22 protein-coding genes are annotated in these 20,968 nt (G+C 72.9%); 15 read left to right on the top strand and 7 right to left on the bottom strand.

All coding sequences use genetic code 11. The features are described from left to right. Positions 1–190 precede the first annotated feature (190 nt). Positions 191–1,765 (bottom strand): hypothetical protein, encoded by a 1,575-nt coding sequence (locus tag ACFYT9_RS10000; protein ID WP_389162081.1) that lies wholly within the window; start codon positions 1,763–1,765, stop codon positions 191–193. A 351-nt stretch (positions 1,766–2,116) separates the two neighbouring features. Between ACFYT9_RS10000 and deoC the strand changes: the two genes are divergently transcribed. The 4 genes from deoC to ACFYT9_RS09980 all read left to right on the top strand — a co-directional run bounded on the left by deoC (position 2,117) and on the right by ACFYT9_RS09980 (position 6,888). Then, entirely contained in the window at positions 2,117–3,076 is a 960-nt protein-coding gene (gene deoC / locus ACFYT9_RS09995) for a deoxyribose-phosphate aldolase (protein WP_387280136.1), read from the top strand. Between the two features lie 5 nt (positions 3,077–3,081). Then, entirely contained in the window at positions 3,082–4,518 is a 1,437-nt protein-coding gene (locus ACFYT9_RS09990) for an aldehyde dehydrogenase family protein (RefSeq protein WP_376602216.1), read from the top strand. After that, positions 4,511–5,401: an aldehyde dehydrogenase family protein gene (locus tag ACFYT9_RS09985; RefSeq protein ID WP_387280132.1), complete on the top strand. Its 891-nt coding sequence runs from the start codon at positions 4,511–4,513 to the stop codon at positions 5,399–5,401. The genes ACFYT9_RS09990 and ACFYT9_RS09985 overlap by 8 nt, the downstream gene beginning before the upstream one ends. A 77-nt stretch (positions 5,402–5,478) precedes the next feature. Further along, positions 5,479–6,888 (top strand): TerD family protein, encoded by a 1,410-nt coding sequence (locus ACFYT9_RS09980; RefSeq protein WP_389162078.1) that lies wholly within the window; start codon positions 5,479–5,481, stop codon positions 6,886–6,888. Between the two features lie 11 nt (positions 6,889–6,899). Here ACFYT9_RS09980 and ACFYT9_RS09975 read toward each other — a convergent pair whose 3' ends face one another. Beyond that, entirely contained in the window at positions 6,900–7,298 is a 399-nt protein-coding gene (locus ACFYT9_RS09975; protein WP_387280128.1) for a hypothetical protein, read from the bottom strand. A gap of 52 nt (positions 7,299–7,350) precedes the next feature. Here ACFYT9_RS09975 and ACFYT9_RS09970 point away from each other — a divergent pair, with 52 nt between their 5' ends. Next, positions 7,351–8,046, top strand: a complete 696-nt coding sequence (locus ACFYT9_RS09970; RefSeq protein ID WP_376602219.1) for an ATP-binding protein — start codon at positions 7,351–7,353, stop codon at positions 8,044–8,046. 205 nt (positions 8,047–8,251) lie between these two features. On the opposite strand, the gene ACFYT9_RS09965 is transcribed toward ACFYT9_RS09970, so the two are convergent. Then, positions 8,252–8,968 (bottom strand): SigE family RNA polymerase sigma factor, encoded by a 717-nt coding sequence (locus ACFYT9_RS09965; RefSeq protein WP_376602220.1) that lies wholly within the window; start codon positions 8,966–8,968, stop codon positions 8,252–8,254. 171 nt (positions 8,969–9,139) lie between these two features. On the opposite strand from ACFYT9_RS09965, the gene afsQ1 reads away from it, so the two are divergent. The 5 genes from afsQ1 (at position 9,140) to ACFYT9_RS09940 (ending at position 12,924) form a co-directional block, all read left to right on the top strand. Continuing rightward, positions 9,140–9,817: a two-component system response regulator AfsQ1 gene (afsQ1, locus tag ACFYT9_RS09960; RefSeq protein ID WP_376602221.1), complete on the top strand. Its 678-nt coding sequence runs from the start codon at positions 9,140–9,142 to the stop codon at positions 9,815–9,817. Continuing rightward, entirely contained in the window at positions 9,814–11,364 is a 1,551-nt protein-coding gene (locus ACFYT9_RS09955; RefSeq protein ID WP_376602222.1) for an ATP-binding protein, read from the top strand. The genes afsQ1 and ACFYT9_RS09955 overlap by 4 nt, the downstream gene beginning before the upstream one ends. Beyond that, the gene (locus ACFYT9_RS09950) at positions 11,361–11,972 is read left to right on the top strand and encodes a hypothetical protein (RefSeq protein WP_387280122.1); all 612 of its coding nucleotides are present in this window, start codon (positions 11,361–11,363) and stop codon (positions 11,970–11,972) included. Before ACFYT9_RS09955 ends, ACFYT9_RS09950 begins: the two co-directional genes overlap by 4 nt. A gap of 118 nt (positions 11,973–12,090) precedes the next feature. After that, positions 12,091–12,630, top strand: coding sequence for a VanZ family protein (locus tag ACFYT9_RS09945; RefSeq protein ID WP_389162075.1), 540 nt, complete (start codon positions 12,091–12,093; stop codon positions 12,628–12,630). Positions 12,631–12,720: 90 nt separating this feature from the next. Continuing rightward, complete coding sequence (locus ACFYT9_RS09940) at positions 12,721–12,924, top strand: PspC domain-containing protein (protein ID WP_360601528.1); 204 nt, start codon at positions 12,721–12,723, stop codon at positions 12,922–12,924. Positions 12,925–13,029: 105 nt separating this feature from the next. Here the strand turns inward: ACFYT9_RS09940 and ACFYT9_RS09935 are convergent, their stop codons facing one another. Further along, positions 13,030–13,407, bottom strand: coding sequence for a hypothetical protein (locus tag ACFYT9_RS09935; protein ID WP_376600211.1), 378 nt, complete (start codon positions 13,405–13,407; stop codon positions 13,030–13,032). Positions 13,408–13,604: 197 nt separating this feature from the next. Then, the gene (locus ACFYT9_RS09930; RefSeq protein WP_376600210.1) at positions 13,605–14,759 is read right to left on the bottom strand and encodes an adenosine deaminase; all 1,155 of its coding nucleotides are present in this window, start codon (positions 14,757–14,759) and stop codon (positions 13,605–13,607) included. A 104-nt stretch (positions 14,760–14,863) separates the two neighbouring features. On the opposite strand from ACFYT9_RS09930, the gene ACFYT9_RS09925 reads away from it, so the two are divergent. Together ACFYT9_RS09925 and ACFYT9_RS09920 are read left to right on the top strand one after the other, a co-directional pair. Beyond that, on the top strand, positions 14,864–15,637 hold the full coding sequence (locus tag ACFYT9_RS09925) for a GNAT family N-acetyltransferase (protein WP_389162072.1): 774 nt from the start codon (positions 14,864–14,866) through the stop codon (positions 15,635–15,637). An 88-nt stretch (positions 15,638–15,725) separates the two neighbouring features. Then, complete coding sequence (locus tag ACFYT9_RS09920) at positions 15,726–16,505, top strand: alpha/beta hydrolase (protein ID WP_389162070.1); 780 nt, start codon at positions 15,726–15,728, stop codon at positions 16,503–16,505. Here the strand turns inward: ACFYT9_RS09920 and ACFYT9_RS09915 are convergent. Beyond that, positions 16,491–17,480: a LysR family transcriptional regulator gene (locus ACFYT9_RS09915; RefSeq protein WP_376600205.1), complete on the bottom strand. Its 990-nt coding sequence runs from the start codon at positions 17,478–17,480 to the stop codon at positions 16,491–16,493. The two genes, ACFYT9_RS09920 and ACFYT9_RS09915, sit on opposite strands and share 15 nt — an antisense overlap. Positions 17,481–17,542: 62 nt before the next feature. Between ACFYT9_RS09915 and ACFYT9_RS09910 the strand changes: the two genes are divergently transcribed. The 3 genes from ACFYT9_RS09910 (at position 17,543) to ACFYT9_RS09900 (ending at position 20,664) form a co-directional block, all read left to right on the top strand. Next, positions 17,543–18,802, top strand: a complete 1,260-nt coding sequence (locus ACFYT9_RS09910) for an MFS transporter (protein WP_389162068.1) — start codon at positions 17,543–17,545, stop codon at positions 18,800–18,802. A 102-nt stretch (positions 18,803–18,904) separates the two neighbouring features. Continuing rightward, positions 18,905–19,612, top strand: a complete 708-nt coding sequence (locus ACFYT9_RS09905; RefSeq protein WP_389162065.1) for a L,D-transpeptidase — start codon at positions 18,905–18,907, stop codon at positions 19,610–19,612. 80 nt (positions 19,613–19,692) lie between these two features. Beyond that, positions 19,693–20,664, top strand: coding sequence for a sigma-70 family RNA polymerase sigma factor (locus tag ACFYT9_RS09900; RefSeq protein ID WP_389162063.1), 972 nt, complete (start codon positions 19,693–19,695; stop codon positions 20,662–20,664). Here the strand turns inward: ACFYT9_RS09900 and ACFYT9_RS09895 are convergent. Continuing rightward, positions 20,661–20,960, bottom strand: coding sequence for an STAS domain-containing protein (locus ACFYT9_RS09895; RefSeq protein ID WP_387273853.1), 300 nt, complete (start codon positions 20,958–20,960; stop codon positions 20,661–20,663). The genes ACFYT9_RS09900 and ACFYT9_RS09895 overlap by 4 nt on opposite strands. Positions 20,961–20,968 lie beyond the last annotated feature (8 nt).

The following is a 20,968-nucleotide window of genomic DNA, read 5'->3' as shown; positions in this document are numbered from 1 at the left end:
GGGCTCCGGCGGCTGGGGTCCGTACGGCGGGCGGCCGGCCGTCACGGGGTGGATGACGGCCGGCCTGGGTGGGTGGAACGCTCCGGGCTCGGGTCGTGGGCGAGGAGCGGGGTGTGCGGGGTGCGCTGTGCGCGCGGTGTGTACGGGTGCGCGGTGTGTACGGGTGCGCGGTGTACGCGGGGTGTACGGGTCAGCCCCGGGTCGCGGCGGAACGGCGGCGCAGCACGGTGAAGCCGAGCCCGGCGGCCAGCGAGGCGGCGGCGCCGACGGCGACCAGCGTGCCGTAGCCCTCCTCGGCGGCGAGCTCGGCGCCGGCCGCGACCCCGCCCTTCGGGACGACGGAGGTCTGGCCGCCCTGCGCGGTGGTCCCGCTCCCCTGCGCGGTGGTCCCGCCGCCCTGCGCGGTGGTGCCCTGGCCCTGCGCGGCCGGGACGGCGTTCAGCGTGCAGCCCTTGGGGAGCTTCGGGAAGGCGTGCGTGCCGCCCTTCGCGTCGCCGCCCTGAGTCTTGGTGTAGAGGGACGGGGTGGCGCTGTGGGCGTCGACGATCCGGGCGACGATCCCGGCGTCCTTCGGGAGCGACGGGCGGGCGCGGTCGAGGACGGCGATGACCTTCTCGTCGCCGGCGGTGATCAGCTTCGCCTTCGGACCCTTGGGGCTCATGATCAGCTTGGCGCCGGTGCCCGCGCCGATGTCGACGAAGCGGGTGACGGTGCACTCGCCGAGGGCGTCGGGGTCGGTGTCGACCGGGGTCTCCTCGCCCTGGCCGCCGCCGCCCATGCCGTACGGCTGCGGGGCCGCCTGCCTGGCCGAGCCGGGGATGTGGGCGGCGAACTGGCCGTCCGCCTCCAGGACCACGACGGCCTTGCCGAAGCGCAGCACCCGGCGCTCGCCGTTGGCGTAGGCGTAGGGGCCGCCCTTGTCGGTGGCGGGGTCGATCTGCCGCAGACCGAAGGAGCCGTTCTTCGCCTGGAGCTCCAGCACGGTGCCGTCGGCCAGGCGGTAGATGCCCGGCCGGTTCGGGGCGACGTTGCCGACCCAGTTGTGGGTGGTGCCGTCGGGGTTCAGGACGAAGAACTCGCCGTTGTCCTGGCCGGCGACGGAGATCTCGTACGCCTTGAGGACACCGACCGGGTGGCCGTCGCGGAACAGCTCGGCGCGGTGGTTCCCGGCCTTGACCTTGTAGATCTTGGCGACGGTGCCGCCGATGAGGGTCTGGGTGCGGACCAGCGTGCCCGTCGTGGTGGCGGCCGCGACGGCGGTCACCTTGCCCGTGGAGTCCAGGGTCACCGCGTACCCGGCGAAGACCTTGGTCTCCTTCGGCGGGTGGCCGGCCCCGGCCTTCAGCTCGCCGAGCACCGCGCCGCCCTTCAGGACGGTGGCGCTGTAGTACGGGTGCTGGTCGCCCCTCGCGTACACCTCGGCCGACAGCCCGCCGGCGAGCCGGACGGTGCGGAGCGGGGCGGCGGCGGGGGCGGCGGCGTCAGCGGTCCCGGCACCGGCGGTCTCCGCGGCCTTGCCGGGCGCGGGCGCCGCCGCCTTGCCGTCCGGGGTGGTCGCGGAGGCGGGCTTCGCCGCCGGGGTCGTCGCGGCGGCCGGCTTCGGCGCCTGGGTCGCGGCGGCCGGCTTCGACGCCGGAGCGGCGGCGGCGGGCTTCGGCGCCGGGGTCGTCCCGGCGGCGAAGGCGCTGCCGGCCGCGAGGACCGGAGTGGCGGCGACACCCGCGACGAGCGCGGCGGCGAGGGCGGTGCGAAGGGCGGTGCGCATAACGACTCCCGAAGAGGTCCGGCGGTGGATGGTGCAGAGCCGCATGCCGCTGACATCCACTCGGGGAGGGCCGGTGAGTTCTCGCTGGCTGCTGATAAAGAATCTAAAGATCTTGTATGGGGGATCCGTCTGCTCCGTGTCACGAGCACGTGACAGCCGCCATCGCCCCCGACGGACCTTTCTCGCACCGCCCTTCGCGCCCCCGCGCGCCCCCGCGCGCCGCTTCGACGCGGCCGCACCACACCGCTTCGACGCGCCGCACCACGCCGTCCCGCGCCCGTGACCTCGGCCTCCTCGGACACCCTCCCCTGTACAGGTCGCTACGCGCGTAGATATGCTCGACTGGTGACCATGCCCACCACTGCATCCGCAGCAGCAGCTTTCGCCGACGTGACCGCGTCCGAGAGCACGCTGCGCCGCTTCCTCCACGGGCTGCCCGGCGTCGACGCCGTGGGCCTGGAGGCGCGCGCCGCGTCCCTCGGCACCCGCTCGATCAAGACCACGTCCAAGGCGTACGCCATCGACCTGGCCATCTCCATGATCGACCTGACCACGCTCGAAGGCGCGGACACCCCGGGCAAGGTCCGGGCCCTCGCCGCCAAGGCCGTCCGCCCCGATCCGACCGACCGCACGACCCCGACGACCGCCGCCGTCTGCGTCTACCCCGACATGGTGGCCACCGCCAAGGCCGCCCTCGCGGGCTCCGACGTCAAGGTCGCCTCGGTCGCCACCGCCTTCCCCGCGGGCCGCGCCGCCCTCCCCGTGAAGCTCGCCGACACCGCCGACGCCATCGCCGCCGGCGCGGACGAGATCGACATGGTCATCGACCGCGGCGCCTTCCTCGCCGGCCGCTACCTGGAGGTCTTCGAGCAGATCGCCGCGATCAGGGCCGAGTGCGGCGACCGCGCCCGGCTCAAGGTGATCTTCGAGACCGGCGAGCTGTCCACGTACGACAACATCCGCCGCGCCTCCTGGCTCGGCATGATGGCGGGCGCCGACTTCATCAAGACCTCGACCGGCAAGGTCGCGGTCAACGCCACCCCGGCGAACACCCTGCTCATGCTGGAGGCGGTGCGCGACTTCCGCGCCCAGACCGGCGTGCAGATCGGCGTGAAGCCCGCCGGCGGCATCCGCAACACCAAGGAAGCCATCAAGTTCCTGGTGCTGGTCAACGAGACCGCCGGCGCGGACTGGCTGGACAACCACTGGTTCCGCTTCGGCGCCTCCAGCCTGCTCAACGACCTGCTGATGCAGCGCCAGAAGATGGCGACCGGCCACTACTCCGGCCCCGATTACGTGACGGTGGACTGATCGACATGACCTCCCCCTTCGAGTACGCCCCCGCGCCCGAGTCGCGCGCGGTCGTCGACATCGCCCCGAGCTACGGCCTGTTCATCGACGGCGAGTTCACCGACGCGGCCGACGGCAAGGTCTTCAAGACCGTCTCCCCCTCCTCCGAGGAGGTCCTCTCCGAGATCGCCCAGGCGGGCGAGGCGGACGTGGACCGTGCGGTCAAGGCCGCCCGCAAGGCCTTCGAGAAGTGGTCCGCGCTGCCCGGTGCCGAGCGCGCCAAGTACCTCTTCCGGATCGCCCGGATCATCCAGGAGCGCTCCCGCGAGCTGGCCGTCCTGGAGACCCTGGACAACGGCAAGCCGATCAAGGAGACCCGCGACGCGGACCTCCCCCTGGTCGCCGCCCACTTCTTCTACTACGCGGGCTGGGCCGACAAGCTCGACCACGCCGGCTACGGCGCGAACCCCCGCCCGCTGGGCGTCGCCGGCCAGGTCATCCCGTGGAACTTCCCGCTGCTGATGCTGGCGTGGAAGATCGCCCCGGCCCTCGCGACCGGCAACACGGTCGTCCTGAAGCCGGCCGAGACGACCCCGCTCTCCGCCCTCTTCTTCGCGGACATCTGCCGCCAGGCGGGCCTTCCGAAGGGCGTCGTCAACATCCTCCCCGGGTACGGGGACACCGGCGCCGCCCTGGTCGCGCACCCGGACGTGAACAAGGTCGCCTTCACCGGCTCCACCGCCGTCGGCAAGCAGATCGCCCGCACGATCGCCGGCACCGACAAGAAGGTCACCCTGGAGCTGGGCGGCAAGGGCGCCAACATCGTCTTCGACGACGCCCCCATCGACCAGGCCGTCGAGGGCATCGTCAACGGCATCTTCTTCAACCAGGGCCAGGTCTGCTGCGCGGGCTCCCGCCTGCTGGTCCAGGAGTCGATCCAGGACGAGCTGCTCGACAGCCTCAAGCGCCGCCTCTCGTCGCTCCGCCTCGGCGACCCGCTCGACAAGAACACCGACATCGGCGCCATCAACTCCGAGGAGCAGCTGGCCCGCATCACCTCCCTGGTCGCGCAGGGCGAGGCCGAGGGCGCCGAGCGCTGGAGCGCCGCCTGCGCCATCCCGGAGGCGGGCTACTGGTTCGCCCCGACCCTCTTCACCAACGTCACCCAGGCGCACACCATCGCCCGTGACGAGGTCTTCGGCCCGGTCCTGTCGGTGCTGACCTTCCGCACCCCGGACGAGGCCGTCGCCAAGGCCAACAACAGCCAGTACGGCCTCTCCGCCGGCATCTGGACGGAGAAGGGCTCCCGCATCCTCGCGGTCGCGAACAAGCTCCGCGCCGGTGTCGTCTGGGCCAACACGTTCAACAAGTTCGACCCGACCTCGCCCTTCGGCGGCTACAAGGAGTCGGGCTTCGGCCGCGAGGGCGGTCGCCACGGCCTGGAGGCGTACCTCGATGTCTGATGTGACCCGCCTGAACGTCTTCAAGACCTACAAGCTGTACGTCGGGGGCAAGTTCCCCCGCTCCGAGAGCGGCCGGGTGTACGAGGTGACGGACTCCAAGGGCAACTGGCTGGCGAACGCCCCCCTCTCCTCCCGCAAGGACGCCCGTGACGCGGTCGTCGCCGCGCGCAAGGCGCAGGGCGGCTGGGCCGGCGCGACCGCGTACCTGCGCGGCCAGATCCTCTACCGCGTCGCCGAGATGCTGGAGGGCCGCCGGGACCAGTTCGTCCGCGAGGTCGCCGACGCCGAGGGCCTGTCGAAGTCGAAGGCGGCCGCCCAGGTCGACGCGGCCATCGACCGCTGGGTCTGGTACGCGGGCTGGACCGACAAGATCGCCCAGGTCACCGGCGGCGCCAACCCGGTCGCGGGCCCCTTCTTCAACCTCTCCACCCCGGAGCCGACCGGCGTCGTCACCGTGCTCGCCCCCCAGGAATCGTCCTTCCTGGGCCTGGTCTCGGTGATCGCCCCGGTCATCGCGACCGGCAACACGGCCGTCGTCATCGCCTCCGAGAAGGCCCCGCTCCCCGCCCTCTCCCTGGGCGAGGTCCTGGCCACCTCCGACCTCCCCGGCGGCGTGGTCAACATCCTCTCCGGCAAGGCCTCCGAGATGGGCCCGCACCTCGCGGCCCACCTCGACGTCAACGCGATCGACCTGACCGGCGCGGACGCCGACCTGGCCAGGGAGCTGGAGATCGCGGCGGCGGACAACCTGAAGCGCGTCCTGCGCCCCCGTACCGAGGACTTCACCGAGTCCCCCGGCACGGACCGCATGACCGCCTTCCTGGAGACGAAGACCGTCTGGCACCCCACGGGCTCCCTGGGCGCCTCCGGCTCCTCGTACTAGTCCCCCCTCCGCGAGGCCCCCGGGTGTCCGCACCCGGGGGCCTTGCGCATGTCCGCGATCACCCGCAAGATCCGATCATGCTGAGGGGATTGATCAAGGGAGACAACGCCTTCGTCCCGACGGCGGCGCTGCGCGTCGGCGTCCGGAGCGGGGTGGACGTCGCGGCCCTGCTGGTGACGGAGGCGGGCAGGGTCCGGGGGGACGCCGACATCGTGTTCCACGGCGCTCCGGCGCACGGGTCGGGCGCGGTACGGCTCACCGGGGGTGAGGCCGGCACGGTCTGGCTCCACACCGACCTCCCCGGCGTCGAGGAGGGGATCTCCCGCGTCCTGGTCGTCGCGTCGACGGAGGAGGGCGCGCTGCGGGACGCGCCCGGCCTGTCCGTGGAGGTCCTCGGCCCGGACGGCGGGGCGGTCGTGGCGTACGAGGTCACCGACGCGGGCCCCGAGACGGCGATGGTCGTCGCGGAGCTGTACCGCCGCTCGGGCGGCTGGAAGTTCCGCGCGGTCGGCCAGGGATACGTGGACGGGCTGACGGGCCTCGCGGTGGACCACGGCGTGGACGTGGACGAGGAGCCGCGGGAGGCCGCGGAACCGACCCCGGCCCCCACCGCCGCCCCGGCCGCGCCCGCCGCTCCGGAACAGCCCCGGGACCCGGCCCCGGGCACGCGTCTCACCCGGGACCAGATCCTGGACATGACACCGGAACAGATCCGGGCTCTGGCACTGGCCCAGCGGCAGGCCGGAGCACAGTCCGGAAACCGGTCCGGAGCCGACGCGCCCCTGACCGCGTCCACCCCGCCCGACCCGTCGGCCTGGGCGTGCGGGCCCGTCTTCGAGCCGCGCACCGCCACCGGCCGGGACAACGACGTGATCACCGTGAAGGACCTCCCGCCCGGCCCCGTCATGGTCGAGCTGGCCGTGAAGGACGGCGGTTACACGGGGCTGTGGCCCCTCGACGATTCCAACGCCAAGAAGGACTACCTGGTCAGCAGCACGGAGAAGGACTTCCGGGGCCGGGTGATCACCTCCGTCCCCGAGCACGGGCGGCTGCGCCTGCGGCTGGAGGCGCGCGGCTCCTGGCAGGTGCGTGTCCTGCCCCTGGCGGAGGCCCGGCGCCTTTCGGAGAGCCGGCTGGAAGGCTGGGGCCCTGAAGTCCTGCTGCACACCGGGGGAACGGCCGACGTCACCTTCCACTACAAGGGCAGCAGCAACTTCATCGTCTACCTCTACAAGCTGGCGGGGCACACGGACCCCACCACGCTGCCGAAGTCCGGAGGAGCCGCCGTCAACGAGATCGGCGCCCGCAAGGAGACCCTGCCGCTGCCCGAGGGCCCGCTCCTCGTCTTCCTCTCCGCGGCGGACGCCCCCTGGACCGCGCGCCTGAAGGACGTGCGGTCCCACAGCGGCGGACCGGACACCGCCGGCCCGCTGACGCAGCCCCAGCCCCGCGGGGCACTGGGCTGGCTGCGCCGGGCGAGGCGCTGAAAGGACCGGCCCTACGGCAGCAGCTTCTGCGTCAGCGGACCCGCGACCGGCAGGTCCGCGACCGCGCCGCCCTTGGTGACGTGGTCGGTGACCAGGTTCGTGCCGACCGGCTTGAAGTCGGCGACCTGGGTGCCGATGCCGTTGGCCAGCGGGTCGACGCCGGTGTTGGCCAGCGGGTCGAGCTGGAGGCGGGTCAGCGGGCCCACCCCGTGGGTGACCCCCGCCAGGGCGCCCGCGCCGGCCGCGCCGGCGTCCGTGCGGCTCAGCGAGTCGACGGGGAGCGGCACGGGCGCGACGGCCTGGGCCCCCGCACCCGCGCCGAACACGGCCGCACCCGCCGCCGTGACGGTGAGGCCGGCCTTGAGGAGGGCGCTGCGGCGAGGGGTCCGGGGGTCTGCGTGACGCGCCATGAGGTTCCTTCCGAGGGGTGAGCGGGCGGCCACCGACAGTAGTGGAGGTGTGATGCTCGATACCAACAGCCCTCCTCGGTGGTCCCCTGGACGGGGTAATGCCTCACACTGGTGTTCCGTGAGTTCCCAACCGATCCCCACCCGGGTCGTCCTGCTCGCGGGCCCCTCCGGCTCCGGCAAGTCGTCCCTCGCCGCCGCCGCCGGTCTTCCGGTGCTGCGCCTCGACGACTTCTACAAGGAGGCCGGCGACCCGACGCTCCCGCTCGTCGACGACAGCGCCGACACCGACTGGGACTCCCCGCTCTCCTGGGACGCGGACGCCGCCGTCGCCGCGATCGTCGAGCTGTGCCGTACGGGCCGCACCGACGTCCCGGTGTACTCCATCGCCACCAGCTCGCGCACCGGAAGCGACCGCCTCGACATCGAGCGGACCCCGCTCTTCATCGCCGAGGGCATCTTCGCCGCGGAGATCGTCACCCGCTGCCGCGAGCTCGACGTGCTGGCCGACGCGCTCTGCCTGCGCGGCCGCCCGTCCACCACCTTCCGCCGCCGGCTCCTGCGCGATCTGCGGGAGGGGCGGAAGTCGGTCCCGATGCTGCTGCGCCGCGGCTGGCGCCTGATGCGCGCCGAGCGCGCCATCGTCGCCCGGCAGACCGAGCTGGGCGCCCACCCGTGCGCGAAGCCGGAGGCGCTGGGCCGGCTGGCCGCCGCCGCGGCGGGCCGCCACCGCACCCCCGCGGCCCGCTGACCGCCGACCGCCGACCGCCGACCGCCGACCGCCGACCGCCGACCGCCGACCGCCGACCGCCGAGGAGACGCGAACAGCACGAAGCGGGCCCTACGAGACCCCCCGGACTCGTACGACCCGCTTCGTTCTTTTCCCCCGTGAGCCTCAGATCCCCCCTGAGGCCCTTCTTTCCCCCGTGGTGTTCCCCCGTGTTCCCCCGTGATCCTCAGGCGACGAGTTCGCCGAAGGACTCCTCCTCGTCACGGCCGAAGCTCAGCACCTCGTCCTCGCGCAGTCGCCGCAGCGAGCGCCAGATGCTCGACTTCACCGTGCCGACACTGATGTCCAGGATCTCCGCGATCTCCGGATCGGTCCGGCCCTCGTAGTAACGCAGCACCAGCATGGTCCGCTGGAGCTCGGGCAGGCGGGCCAGCGCCTGCCACAGCACCGCGCGCAGCTCGGTGCCGCGCATCGCGTCCGTCTCGCCGACCGTCTCCGGCAGCTCCTCGGTCGGGTACTCGTTGACCTTGCGCCGGCGCCAGGCGCTGATGTGCAGATTGGTCATCGTGCGGCGCAGGTAACCGCCGACGGCGGCCTTGTCGCTGATCCGCTCCCAGGCGCGGTACGTGGAGAACAGCGCGCTCTGGAGCAGGTCCTCGGCCTCGAAACGGTCACCGGTCAGGTGGTAGGCGGTGGCGTACAGGGAGGCCCGGCGCTCCTGGACGTAGGCCGTGAACTCGGCCTCCGAGCAGGAACGCTCCCCCGTGGCCTCCCCGTACACCGCTCCCCCGTCAGCGACGGCGACCATGTACGGCGCCTTGCGCTGACGCCCGACGGTACGAACGCACCCCCGTCCGTTCACACCCCCGGACTTCTCGGTGCTCCGCACGTCGTGGAGACGCGTGACCACTGCGCTGTTGGTCGTGCCGTGCAGTGTGTTCATTTCGCGCCCCCCGTCGTTCGGAGTCAGTGTTTCGGTCCGTGTGCCAAGAAGCTTGCCCGGCGGACTTCATGGCGTTGTCCGCCGACTGTCACAGACGTGTCACAGGGGCGAGGACGGAAGCGCGCCTCCGGGCGGTCGATCTCGGACGGCTCATGAGCCAGAATGGCGACCGTGCCTTTTCTGTTGCTGATCGAGGACGACGACGCCATCCGCACGGCCCTCGAACTCTCCCTGTCCCGGCAGGGCCACCGGGTGGCCACCGCCGCGTCGGGCGAGGACGGCCTGCTGCTGCTCAAGGAGCAGCGGCCGGACCTGATCGTGCTCGACGTGATGCTGCCCGGCATCGACGGGTTCGAGGTGTGCCGGCGCATCCGCCGCACGGACCAGCTGCCGATCATCCTGCTGACCGCGCGCAGCGACGACATCGACGTGGTCGTGGGTCTGGAGTCGGGGGCCGACGACTATGTGGTGAAGCCGGTGCAGGGCCGGGTGCTCGACGCCCGGATCCGGGCCGTGCTGCGGCGCGGGGAGCGGGAGTCGACGGATTCGGCGACCTTCGGCTCGCTGGTGATCGACCGGTCCGCGATGACCGTGACGAAGAACGGCCTCGACCTCCAGCTGACCCCGACCGAGCTGCGGCTGCTGCTCGAACTGAGCCGGCGGCCGGGACAGGCGCTGTCGCGGCAGCAGTTGCTGCGGCTGGTGTGGGAGCACGACTACCTGGGCGACTCGCGTCTCGTGGACGCGTGTGTGCAGCGGCTGCGGGCGAAGGTGGAGGACGTGCCGTCCTCGCCGACCCTGATCCGTACGGTGCGGGGCGTCGGTTACCGGCTGGACGTCCCTGCGTGACGAAGGGGAACAAGGGGGTCTTCGCCCGGCTGCGGCTGTCCAGCCTGCGCCTGCGGCTGGTCGTGGTGTTCGCGCTGGTGGCGCTGACGGCGGCGGTGTCGGCCTCGGGGATCGCGTACTGGCTGAACCGCGAGGCGGTGCTCAAGCGCACCCAGGACAGCGCGCTGAACGACTTCCGGCAGGAGATGCAGAACCGGGTGGCGACGCTGCCGCTGCGGCCGACGCAGGAGGATCTGCGGCGCACCTCGGAGGAGATGACGGCGGGCGGTTCCGGCTACCAGGTGCTGCTGCTCGGTGAGCGGGCGGCGGGGAAGCCGATCGTGGGGGCCTCGGACCCGGACGTGTTCACGCTGGCGGACGTGCCGGTGTCGCTGCGGGAGGCGGTGGACACCCGGCGCCCCGTGACGGAGGCGAACCCGTACCCGTACCACCTGTTCTGGCAGCGGACCGAGCGGGGCGGGACGCCCTATCTGGTCGGCGGGACGCGGATCGACGGCGGCGGGCCGGCCGGTTACATGTTCAAGTCGCTGGCGGCGGAGAAGGCGGACCTCAACTCGCTGGCGTGGTCGCTGGGGATCGCGACCGGGCTCGCGGTGATCGGTTCGGTGCTGCTGGCGCAGGTGGCGGCGTCGACGGTGCTGCGGCCGGTGCGGCGGCTCGGCGAGGCGGCTCGGCAGCTCGGCGAGGGCAAGCTGGACACCCGGCTGCGGGTCTCGGGCGCGGACGAACTGTCCGATCTCTCGCGGACGTTCAACAGCGCGGCGGAGAACCTCCAGAAGAAGGTGGCGGACATGAGCGCGCGGGAGGAGTCCTCCCGGCGGTTCGTCGCCGACATGTCGCACGAGCTGCGGACGCCGCTGACCGCGCTGACGGCGGTCACGGAGGTCCTGGAGGACGAGCAGGACTCCCTGGACCCGATGATCGCCCCGGCGGTGGCGCTGGTGGTGAGCGAGACCCGGCGGCTGAACAACCTGGTGGAGAACCTGATGGAGGTGACCCGCTTCGACGCGGGCACCGCCCGCCTGGTCCTGGACGACGTGGACATCGCCGACCAGATCACCGCGTGCATCGACGCGCGGGCCTGGCTGGACGCGGTGGACCTGGACGCGGAGCGCGGCATCGTGTGCCGGCTCGATCCGCGGAGGCTGGACGTGATCCTGGCGAACCTGATCGGGAACGCGCTGAAGCACGGCGGTTCGCCGGTGCGGGTCTCGGTCAGGACCGAGGAGGGACCGGGCGAGGAGGAGCTGGTGGTGGCGGTACGGGACCACGGGCCCGGCATTCCCGAGGAGGTGCTGCCGCACGTCTTCGACCGCTTCTACAAGGCGAGCGCTCAGCGGCCCCGGTCGGACGGCTCCGGGCTCGGGCTGTCGATCGCGAGGGAGAACGCGCTGATCCACGGCGGGACGATCGCCGCCGCCAACTCGGTGGGCGAGGACGGCGCGGTGGACGGCGCGGTGTTCGTGCTGCGGCTGCCCCGGGACGCGTCGGCGGTCGCCCGCGATCTGGGCACCGGCACCCGGCAGGGCGAAGGGGTGGACGGGTGAGGCTGCGGACGGCCGCCGTGGCGGCGCTGGCCGTGCTGGTCACGGGCTGCGGGATCAGGACGACGTCGGTGCCGGTGGACGCGGGCGCGGCCCCGTCGCGGGTGCCGTGCAACGTGACGGAGGCGGCTCCGTCCCAGGGCGTGCTGGTGCGGGCGTTCCTGGTGTGCGGGTCGCAGCTGGAGCCGGTGGACCGCAGATCGCCGCAGCCGGAGGACAAGGTGAGCGGCGACCCCGTGCGGACGGCGGCGGCGCTCCTCGCGCAGCTGCTCGCGGAGCCGTCGGAAGCGGAGCGACAGGCCGGTTTCACCACGGCGGTACGGGCTCCGCTGGAGGTGGCGGACGGCCGGGCGGACGATCCGGAGGGCACGCTGCGGCTGAGCCGGCAACCGGAGGACCTGGCGCCGGCGGCGCTGTCGCAGCTGGTGTGCACCTTCGCGGAGAGCTCGGCGGGCGCGGGTGGGCACACGGTGCTGCTCGCGGGCCCGGGGGCGTACCCGCCGAAGCGCTACCGCTGTACGACGCAGCTGCGGGAGCGTCCGGAGTCGGCTCCCGCGACGGCTCCCGTGCCGACCCCGGCCCGGACGCCCGCGGAGCCGCCGGCGGGGTGACGCGGAGCCGTCGCCGCGGACGCCGGTGGACCGAACCGGAACCGTTCCCCGCGTACGGGGCGTCTTGGGGGGCGTGCAGCGTCAAGGTTCGGGCGGGAACGCCGCCGTGGTCGTCCGCGTGACGGGGTTCGTGCTCCTGGTCGCGCATCTGCTGCTCGTCGCCTGGGTCGGACTGCTCCCACGTGACGTGGCCTGGGTGACCGCCCCGAACACGGTGCCGCTGGCCGGGCTCCGGGCCGATCTGGCGCTCGGACCGGCCGAGGCGGCCCGGCTGATCGCCGAGGGACTGCTGCTGCTCGCCCCGCTGGGGATCCTGCTGCCGATGTGCGAGGGGCGGCTCGACGTGTCCCCGTGGGCGTCGCTGGCCCGGACGACGGCGGCGGGGGCGCTGGTGTCGCTGGCCCTGGAGCTGTTGCAGACGGCGGTGCCGGGGCAGGTCGTGGACGTGGACTCGGTGCTCCTGAACACCCTCGGGGTGGCGCTGGCGCACCTGCTGGTGGTGCCCGCCGTGCGGGCGCGGCTGCGGCGCCGGCGGGAGCCGTCCGGGGGCGGTCGCCGGGGTGGGGGCCGGGGTGGGTCTCAGGGTCGGGTCGTGATCGGGAACGAGACGGATCAGGGTCTTACCCCGAGGATTCCCAGGGTTCCGATCGCCCGGTAGGCCGACGTCGCAGGCATGGCGCCGGCGGCACCATGGAGTCATCGGGAAGCCCGAGGGAGCGGCTTCTCGAAACCGACGAAGGAGCCCACCATGGCCGCACTTGTCCGCCCGCGTGAAGGCCGGATGATCGGCGGGGTGTGCGCGGCGCTCGCCCGGCGCTTCGGCACCTCCGCCCTGACGATGCGGGTGATCTTCCTGGCCTCGTGCCTGCTGCCCGGCCCTCAGTTCCTGCTCTACCTGGCGCTGTGGCTGCTGCTGCCCAGCGAGTCCCGGACGAAGGCCGCCGCCTGGTAGCCGTACCCGCACGCCGGACAGTCGGAGCACTGGTCACGAGCACGCCGAAGGGGCGCGGACCCGGGGGATCCCGGTCCGCGCCCCTTCGGCGTGGAGTGGCGCGGGTCAGCCGATCGGCAGGCCGCCGGCGCCCAGCGGGAGGCCGCCGAGCAGGCCGCCGAGCGGGGTGGCGCCGAGGGCGCCGGTCGCGGCGTCGGTCGGCAGGCTCTGGGTGGCCTGGCCGGCCGCCGCGGGGAGGGTCTTGACGCCCTGCTCGACGCCCTGGCCGAGCGCGCCCTGGCCGGCCGCGAGGGACTCGCCGGCGCCGTCGGGGAGCGTGGTGAGACCGTCGCCCAGCGGGGCGAGCTGGGTCACGGAGCCCAGCGCGTCGGCGCCGTCGAGCGGTGCCGGGAGCGGGGCCGCGGAGGCCGTGCCGGCGGCGGCAGCGGCGAATGCGGCGCCGAGGGCGGCGACACCGAGCTTCTTGGCGGCAGACTGCTTCATCTGAGGATCTTCCTTGGGCTTGGGGGGCTGAGCTTCGGGGCATCGGGCGAAGAAATCCGGAACATCCGGAACAACGGAATCCGGACAGGCAAATCAGCTCCGCAAACTAACGGTCCCGACTCCGCTCCGCAAACACCGGACAACCGCCGGGTGTCGCATCCTTCCCGGCGGTTCCGTCCCCTTCGAAGCCCCTTTTCTCAGCCCTCCCGACCGGAAGAAGCGCTGGTCGTGGCGGTCTGCCGGAAAAGCCACTCGGACTTCAGTTCGGCATATCCGGGCTTGATCACGTCATTGATCATGGCGAGTCGTTCATCGAAAGGAATGAACGCTGATTTCATCGCATTGACCGTGAACCACTGGATGTCGTCGAGCGTGTAGTCGAATGCGTCGACCAGGAGCTCGAATTCCCGGCTCATGCTGGTGCCGCTCATGAGCCGGTTGTCGGTGTTGACGGTGGCACGGAAGTGGAGCTTGCGGAGCAGCCCGATGGGGTGGTCGGCGTAGGAGGCGGCGGCGCCGGTCTGGAGGTTGGAGGTGGGGCACATCTCCAGCGGGATCCGCTTGTCGCGCACGTACGCGGCGAGCCGGCCGAGCCGCACCTCGCCGTCCCCGCCGACCTCGATGTCGTCGATGATCCGGACACCGTGGCCGAGCCGGTCGGCGCCACACCACTGGAGCGCCTGCCAGATGGACGGCAGGCCGAACGCCTCGCCGGCGTGGATGGTGAAGTGGTTGTTCTCCCGCTTGAGGTACTCGAAGGCGTCGAGGTGGCGGGTGGGCGGGAAACCGGCCTCGGCGCCCGCGATGTCGAAGCCGACGACGCCGTCGTCCCGGTAGCGGTTGGCGAGCTCCGCGATCTCCAGGGCGCGGGCCGCGTGCCGCATGGCGGTGAGCAGCGCGCCGACCCGGATCCGGTGCCCGTTGGCCCGGGCCAGCCGCTCACCCTCCCGGAAGCCCTCGTTGACCGCCTCGACCACCTGCTCCAGGGTCAGGCCGGCCTCCAGGTGCTGCTCGGGGGCGTACCGCACCTCGGCGTAGACGACGCCGTCCTCGGCGAGGTCCACGGCGCACTCGGCGGCGACCCTGAAGAGCGCCTCGCGGGTCTGCATGACGGCGCAGGTGTGCGCGAAGGTCTCCAGGTAGCGCTCCAGGGAGCCTGAGTCGGCGGCCTCGCGGAACCAGACGCCGAGCTTGTCGGGTTCGGTCTCGGGCAGCTTCGAGTAGCCCTGCTCCCGGGCGAGTTCGATGATCGTGCCGGGGCGCAGTCCACCGTCGAGGTGGTCGTGGAGCAGCACCTTCGGGGCACGGCGGATCTGGTCCGCGGTGGGGACGTGGGATGTCTGGCTCGTCATTGCCGCACTCTAGCCCCTACGCGCGTAGAACGTGCCTTGTCGCGCCCGACCGGAACGCGCATTTTCCGGTGCGGCGCGGCCGCCGGCCTGCTTAGCCTCGGCCCATGACCACCGCTCCGCAGGCCGATGAACTCCGCCGTATCCACGCCTTCGTGTCCGCCTTCACCCGTCGGCAGGCAGCCCGGACCGTCCCCTTCCCCGGCGGCTTCGCCGCGCTCGACGACGCCTACGCGCTGTCGCGCGGCGACAACCACGTCCTCGTCGACGGCCCGACCGACCCCCGGACCCTGCCCGAGGTGGCCGACCGGCTCCTCGGCCACCTCCCCCACCGCGCGGTGTACGTGCTCGACGAGACGACCGCCGCCGCGTGCGCGCAGCCGCTCGCCGCCGCCGGGTACGAGCTCTCGACCGTGCTCCTCATGCGTCACACCGGCCCGGTGCCGGAGCTCGGCGGAGCGCGCGAGGTGGATCTCCCCGCCCTGCGCGGACCGCTCACGGAGAGCTGGCGCCGTTTCCTGCCGGATGAGGGGGACGAGGTGATCCGGGATCTGGTCGAGCGACGGACCGCCCGCCGGCGCGGCGCCGACGACGTGCGGTTCCTCGCCTCCCACGACGAGTGGGGAGAGGTGGCCGCCTGGGGCGACCTCTATCTGGACGCGGCCTCGGGAACGGCCCAGATCGAGGACCTGGTGACGGCCGCCTCCCACCTGCGGCAGGGCCACGCCGGCGTGGTCCTCGACACGGCCCTGCGCATGGCCGCCGAGGCCGGCTGCACCACCGTCTTCCTCTCGGCCCTCGCCGACGACTGGCCGCGCCACTGGTACGAGCGGCGCGGCTTCACCCCGGTCGGATCCGTCCACTGCTTCGAACGCGCGTAGACCGCACGGAAGTTCGCTCGCCGGACGATACGTAACAGAGACCGCGCGTACGACTGCCGTACACCTCCGCTTCTGAGACTGTTCTGTCATGGCGCAGTACGCACTCGTGGGGACTGCCGACGGCCGGAGACCCCGGCTCGGTCGGCCTGTCGGGGTTTCGCGGTCCGTGGCGGCGGTGGGCGGTGTGGTGCTGCTGCTGCCGGACGGGGAGGCGGTGTCGGGGCGCCGGGCCTCGGCCCGGGCCCACGCGGCCGTGCTGCCGCTCGGGCGCGGACTCGCCCGCGCGGGGCGGGCGGAGGGGCTGGTCGCCCAGGTCGTGCGGTACCGGGGGCGGGGCTGGAACGGCACCGACGCGGAGCTCGCGGCGGACGCCTCCTGGGCGGTCACCGAGGCGGTACGCAGGTACGGCGACGTACCGGTCTGCCTGGTCGGCCACGGGATGGGCGCCCGGGCGGCGCTGCGGGCGGCCGGACACCCGGCGGTCGGCGCGGTCCTCGCGCTCGCGCCCTGGCTGCCCGAGGAGGACGTGGCCGCCGAACCCGAGCCCGTACGGCAGCTGGTGGGGCGCCGGGTGCTCATCGTGCACGGCACCAACGACGCCCGGATCGACCCCGAACTGTCCTTCCGCTACGCGGCCCGGGCCAAGAAGGCGAACCGCGAGACCTGCCGCTTCGAGGTCCACACGGACGGGCACGGACTGCGCCAGTACGCCGACGAGGTACGGGCCCTCGCCGCCGACTTCGTGCTCGGCGCGCTCTTCGCGCGCCCCGTCACCCGCCCGCTGACGGACGCGATGGCGGCCCCGCCGCCGATCGGCCTCCGGATGCCCCTGGCGGCCGGGTTCGGCGCCGGTTCACGCCGGCGCTGAGTCCTCCCGCGGCGGCTGCGACCCCTTCGGGAGGAGGTGGCCGCGGCGGCTCAGCAGGAACCTCTTGAAGGCGGCCACCGGGGGCGTGTCCGGGTGGCCGTCCAGCCAGGCGACGCCGATCTCGCGGACCGCGCGCGGAGCGGTGACGGTCAGCTCGACGACGCCGGGGCGGGCCACGGCCGGGGGCGGCAGCAGCGCCACCCCGAGTCCGGCCGCGACCAGACCGCGCAGGGTCTCGGCCTCCTCGCCCTCGAAGGCGATCCGGGGCGTGAAGCCGGCCTCCGCGCACAGGTCGTCGGTGATGCGGCGGAGCCCGTACCCCGGTTCGAGGGTCACGAAGGTCTCCTCGGCCGCCTCGGCGAGCCGGATGCGGCGGCGGCCCGCCAGCCGGTGGTCGTCGGGGACGACGAGGCGCAGCCGCTGCTCGTCGAGGCGGCGGCCGACCAGGTCCGGCGCGTCCGGCACGGGCGAGGTCAGGCAGAGGTCGAGCTCGCCGGCGCGGAGCCGTTCGATCATCGCCTCGCCGTAGTTCTGGACGAGGGTGAAGCGGACCTTCGGGTGGTCCACCCGGAAGGCCCGGATCAGCGCGGGCACGGTCTCCGAACCCATGGTGTGCAGGAAGCCGAAGGCGATCCGTCCGGCCGTCGGGTCGGCGTCGGCCCGTACGGTGTCGGCGGCCCGCTCCACCTCCGCCAGCGCCCGCTCGGCGGCGGTCAGGAAGCGGCGCCCCGCCGGGGTGAGCGCGACGGTCCGGCCGCGCCGGGCGAACAGCGCGACCCCGAGGTCCTCTTCGAGCCGGACCATCGCCCGCGACAGCGTCGACTGCGGCACGCCCATCTCGGCCGCCGCCCTGGTCACGTGCTCGTGCCGGGCCACCGCGGCGAAGTACGCGAGCCGCGGCGCCAGCAGCTGCCCCATGTCTTCTTCGTTACTGTTCGGTGACAGCCGCGGCTGTGACCTGTACTCATGCACCACGGGAACGATTACAGCAGATCCGTGCATTGGACGCATGAAGCGGAGCGTCCTACGTTCGACACATGCCTCCCGCCAGTACCAAGGCGGACGCCACACCCGCGTCCGCCGACACCCGCCTCGCCCCGGGCGCCCCCGGCCACCGCCGGATGAGCCTCGCGCTCTTCGCCGCCGGCCTGGCCGCCTTCGCCCTCCTCTACTCCACCCAGGCCCTCCTCCCGGCGATCTCCGCCGAGTTCGGCGCCACCGCCTCGGCCGCCTCCTGGACCGTCTCCGCCGCGACCGGCGCGCTCGCCCTGTGCGTGCTCCCGCTCAGCGCGCTGTCGGAGCGCTTCGGCCGGCGCACGATGATGACGGCCTCCCTCACCATCGCGGTCGGCATCTCCCTCCTGGTGCCCCTCGCGCCCAGCCTGGAGGTCCTGATCGCGCTGCGGGCGCTCCAGGGCGCGGCGCTGGCCGGACTGCCGGCCTCGGCGATGGCGTACCTGGCCGAGGAGGTGCGGCCCCGGGCGCTGATCGGAGCCATCGGCCTCTTCGTCGCGGGCAACTCGATCGGCGGCATGAGCGGCCGGATCGTGACCGGCTGGGTCGCCCAGATGTGGGGCTGGCGGGCGGGTCTGGCCGCCGTCGGCCTGACCTCCCTGCTGTGCGCGCTCGCCTTCCGGGCGCTGCTCCCGAAGGCCCGGCACTTCTCCCCCGTCTCGCTCGACCCGCGGGCGCTCGCCGCCACGGTGAAGGGGCATCTGGCGGACCCGCTGCTGGCGCGCCTGTACGGCATCGGCGCGCTGTTCATGACGGTCTTCGGCGCCGTGTACACGGTGATCGGCTTCCGGCTGGCGGAGGCGCCGTTCTCGCTGCCGCCGGGGGTGATCGGCTCGATCTTCCTCGTCTACCTGGTCGGTACGGTCTCCTCCGCGGCGGCCGGCGGGCTCGTCGGCCGGCTGGGCCGGCGCGGGGCCCTCTACCTGGCGGTCTCCACCACCACGGCGGGCCTGCTGCTCTCGCTCTCCGACTCGCTCGCCGCCGTCCTCGCGGGTCTCGTCCTCATCACCGCCGGCTTCTTCGCGGGCCACGCGGTGGCGTCGTCCTCGGTGAGCCGGACGGCGAAGACGGGCCGGGCGCAGGCGTCGGCGCTCTACCAGTCGGCGTACTACCTGGGCTCCAGCGCGGGCGGCACGCTCGGCGCGATCGCCTTCCACGCGGGCGGCTGGGCCGGGACGGTCGGCATCGGTCTGGTGGCGGTGCTCGGCGTCGTCTCGATCACCCTGTACGGCTCGCACAGCGCGCGCGTCGAGGCCCGGAGGATCCGTCCGGTGACGGCCTGAGCACGCTCGTGTGACCGTCGTGTCACGGCTCGGGGCCCGCCGCAACCGGGCCCCTCCCCCGTACGTCTCGAAGGGCAGGACTGAAGGGGGATGGGGAGAATCATGAACCGATTCGCGAACAGGGTGGGGAAGAGGGCCGGTATAGCCGCCGGCCTCACCTCGCTGCTCGTGCCGGCCGCCATCGTGCTGGGTGCGTCGCCGGCCCAGGCCGCGTCGTGCAACGTGACGACGGGGCCGCACCAGAAGCAGGTCGAGAAGTTCCTCGGCCGCACCGTCGACGGGCGCCAGTCGCTCGCCGACTGCAAGGCGATCCAGGCGTTCCAGGTCAAGCACGGCATCACGCCGTCCGTCGGTTTCGCCGGTCCGCTGACCTGGCGCACGATGAACACGATGATCCAGCAGAAGGCGGCCGGGACCAACCCGAACAAGGACCGCAAGTGTCCGACCAACAAGGGCCGGATCGCCTGCGTGGACCTGACCCGCCAGCTCAGCTGGATCCAGGACGGCTCGCGCCTCAAGTACGGTCCGGTGCCGGTGCGCACCGGCAAGAACGGCACCGAGACCCGCACCGGCCTGAAGAAGATCTACTGGCGGAACATCAACCACTGGTCGACGCTGTACAACGTCTCGATGCCGTACGCGCAGTTCTTCGACGGCGGGCAGGCCTTCCACTCGACCACCAAGTCGATGTGGAACCCGCCGGGCTCCGGCGGCTGCGTCAACATGCGCTCGGCCGACGCCAAGGCGTACTGGAACCTGCTGCGCAACGGCGACGACGTCTACGTCTACGGCCGCAAGCCGGGAACCTGACCCGACTGTCGGTGCGCTGCGGTAGCTTCGCTCTCACCGGTGCCGAACCCCGGCGCCGGTGAGGGGTGAGTGGGGACGCGATGGGCGAGACCGCCGTGGTGACGACCGATGAACTCGACAAGTACCGGCGTGAGCTGACCGGTTACTGCTACCGGATGCTCGGTTCCTCCTTCGAGGCTGAGGACGCGGTCCAGGACACGATGGTGCGGGCCTGGAAGGCCCTGGACTCCTTCGAGGGGCGCTCGTCCCTGCGGTCCTGGCTCTACCGCATCGCCACCAACGTCTGCCTCGACGCGCTCAACGCGGGCAACAAGCGGGCCCGGCCCATGGACCTGTCCGGGCCGACGCCCGTCGCGCAGGCGCAGCTCGTCAAGCAGCCGGAGATCACCTGGCTGGAGCCCATCCCGGACGGGCGCGTGATGCCGACCGCGGGCGACCCCGCGGAGGCGGCGCTGCACCGGGAGACCGTCCGGCTCGCCTTCGTCGCCGCGCTCCAGCACCTGGCGCCCAAGCAGCGGGCCGTGCTGATCCTGCGCGAGGTGCTCGCCTGGAAGGCGAGCGAGGTCGCGGAGCTGCTCGGCACCTCGGTCGCGTCGGTGAACAGCGCGCTCCAGCGGGCCCGGGCGACCATCGCCGAGCAGGCTCCGGCCGAGTCCGACGCGGCGAACCCGCTCGACGAGGAGCAGCAGGCGCTGCTCGACCGTTACGTGGCGGCCTTCGAGGGCTACGACATGCAGGCGCTGACCGCGCTCCTCCACGAGGACGCGACCATGTCCATGCCGCCGTTCGACCTGTGGCTCCAGGGCCACGAGGACATCGTGGGCTGGATGCTGGGCGTCGGCGACGTCTGCCGCGGCTCGAAGCTGGTGCCGACGGTCGCCAACGGCGCTCCGGCCTTCGCGCACTACCACCCGGACCCGGAGGGTGGTTACAGCCCGTGGGCGCTGATCGTCCTGGAGGTGCGGGACGGCAAGGTGGCGGGGATGGACTTCTTCCTGGACACCCCGCGCTGGTTCCCGCTGTTCGACCTGCCGGAGCGGCTGGACGGCTAGAGGATCTCGTCGAGGCCGGTGAGGCGGAGCAGGGCGGTCAGGTCGGGCCCCGCTCCGTGGAAGGTGAGCCGGTGGCCCGCCCTGCGGGCCGCGAGCGCCAGCCGGGCCAGGGCGTCCACCGCCGGCAGTCCGCCCGCGCGCGGGTCGAGTGCGCACCGTACGTCTCCGGGCGGGGCTGCGGCCAGGTCGGCGCAGAGCCGGGCGACCTCCTCGCGGGTGGGCGCGGCGGTCAGGGTCACGACGAGGGGCTGGCTGGTGTCCACGAGGGGGTGACCGGCCGGGGGGCCGGAACTCATCGCGGAGG

The sequence above is a fragment of the Streptomyces sp. NPDC004435 genome (assembly GCF_042873895.1).
Taxonomy (GTDB): domain Bacteria; phylum Actinomycetota; class Actinomycetes; order Streptomycetales; family Streptomycetaceae; genus Streptomyces.
The sequence above is the reverse complement of the archived record's forward strand: the minus strand, read 5'-3'. Positions and strand labels throughout refer to the sequence as shown.

What these genes read in the sequence shown, in the direction of transcription:
- ACFYT9_RS10000 (WP_389162081.1), bottom strand. Translation starts at nt 1,765, where the DNA reads ATGCGCACCGCCCTTCGCACCGCCCTCGCCGCCGCGCTCGTCGCGGGT.
- deoC (WP_387280136.1), top strand. Translation starts at nt 2,117, where the DNA reads ATGCCCACCACTGCATCCGCAGCAGCAGCTTTCGCCGACGTGACCGCG.
- ACFYT9_RS09990 (WP_376602216.1), top strand. Translation starts at nt 3,082, where the DNA reads ATGACCTCCCCCTTCGAGTACGCCCCCGCGCCCGAGTCGCGCGCGGTC.
- ACFYT9_RS09985 (WP_387280132.1), top strand. Translation starts at nt 4,511, where the DNA reads ATGTCTGATGTGACCCGCCTGAACGTCTTCAAGACCTACAAGCTGTAC.
- ACFYT9_RS09980 (WP_389162078.1), top strand. Translation starts at nt 5,479, where the DNA reads ATGCTGAGGGGATTGATCAAGGGAGACAACGCCTTCGTCCCGACGGCG.
- ACFYT9_RS09975 (WP_387280128.1), bottom strand. Translation starts at nt 7,298, where the DNA reads ATGGCGCGTCACGCAGACCCCCGGACCCCTCGCCGCAGCGCCCTCCTC.
- ACFYT9_RS09970 (WP_376602219.1), top strand. Translation starts at nt 7,351, where the DNA reads ATGCTCGATACCAACAGCCCTCCTCGGTGGTCCCCTGGACGGGGTAAT.
- ACFYT9_RS09965 (WP_376602220.1), bottom strand. Translation starts at nt 8,968, where the DNA reads ATGAACACACTGCACGGCACGACCAACAGCGCAGTGGTCACGCGTCTC.
- ACFYT9_RS09940 (WP_360601528.1), top strand. Translation starts at nt 12,721, where the DNA reads ATGGCCGCACTTGTCCGCCCGCGTGAAGGCCGGATGATCGGCGGGGTG.
- ACFYT9_RS09935 (WP_376600211.1), bottom strand. Translation starts at nt 13,407, where the DNA reads ATGAAGCAGTCTGCCGCCAAGAAGCTCGGTGTCGCCGCCCTCGGCGCC.
- ACFYT9_RS09930 (WP_376600210.1), bottom strand. Translation starts at nt 14,759, where the DNA reads ATGACGAGCCAGACATCCCACGTCCCCACCGCGGACCAGATCCGCCGT.
- ACFYT9_RS09925 (WP_389162072.1), top strand. Translation starts at nt 14,864, where the DNA reads ATGACCACCGCTCCGCAGGCCGATGAACTCCGCCGTATCCACGCCTTC.
- ACFYT9_RS09920 (WP_389162070.1), top strand. Translation starts at nt 15,726, where the DNA reads ATGGCGCAGTACGCACTCGTGGGGACTGCCGACGGCCGGAGACCCCGG.
- ACFYT9_RS09910 (WP_389162068.1), top strand. Translation starts at nt 17,543, where the DNA reads ATGCCTCCCGCCAGTACCAAGGCGGACGCCACACCCGCGTCCGCCGAC.
- ACFYT9_RS09905 (WP_389162065.1), top strand. Translation starts at nt 18,905, where the DNA reads ATGAACCGATTCGCGAACAGGGTGGGGAAGAGGGCCGGTATAGCCGCC.
- ACFYT9_RS09900 (WP_389162063.1), top strand. Translation starts at nt 19,693, where the DNA reads ATGGGCGAGACCGCCGTGGTGACGACCGATGAACTCGACAAGTACCGG.
- ACFYT9_RS09895 (WP_387273853.1), bottom strand. Translation starts at nt 20,960, where the DNA reads ATGAGTTCCGGCCCCCCGGCCGGTCACCCCCTCGTGGACACCAGCCAG.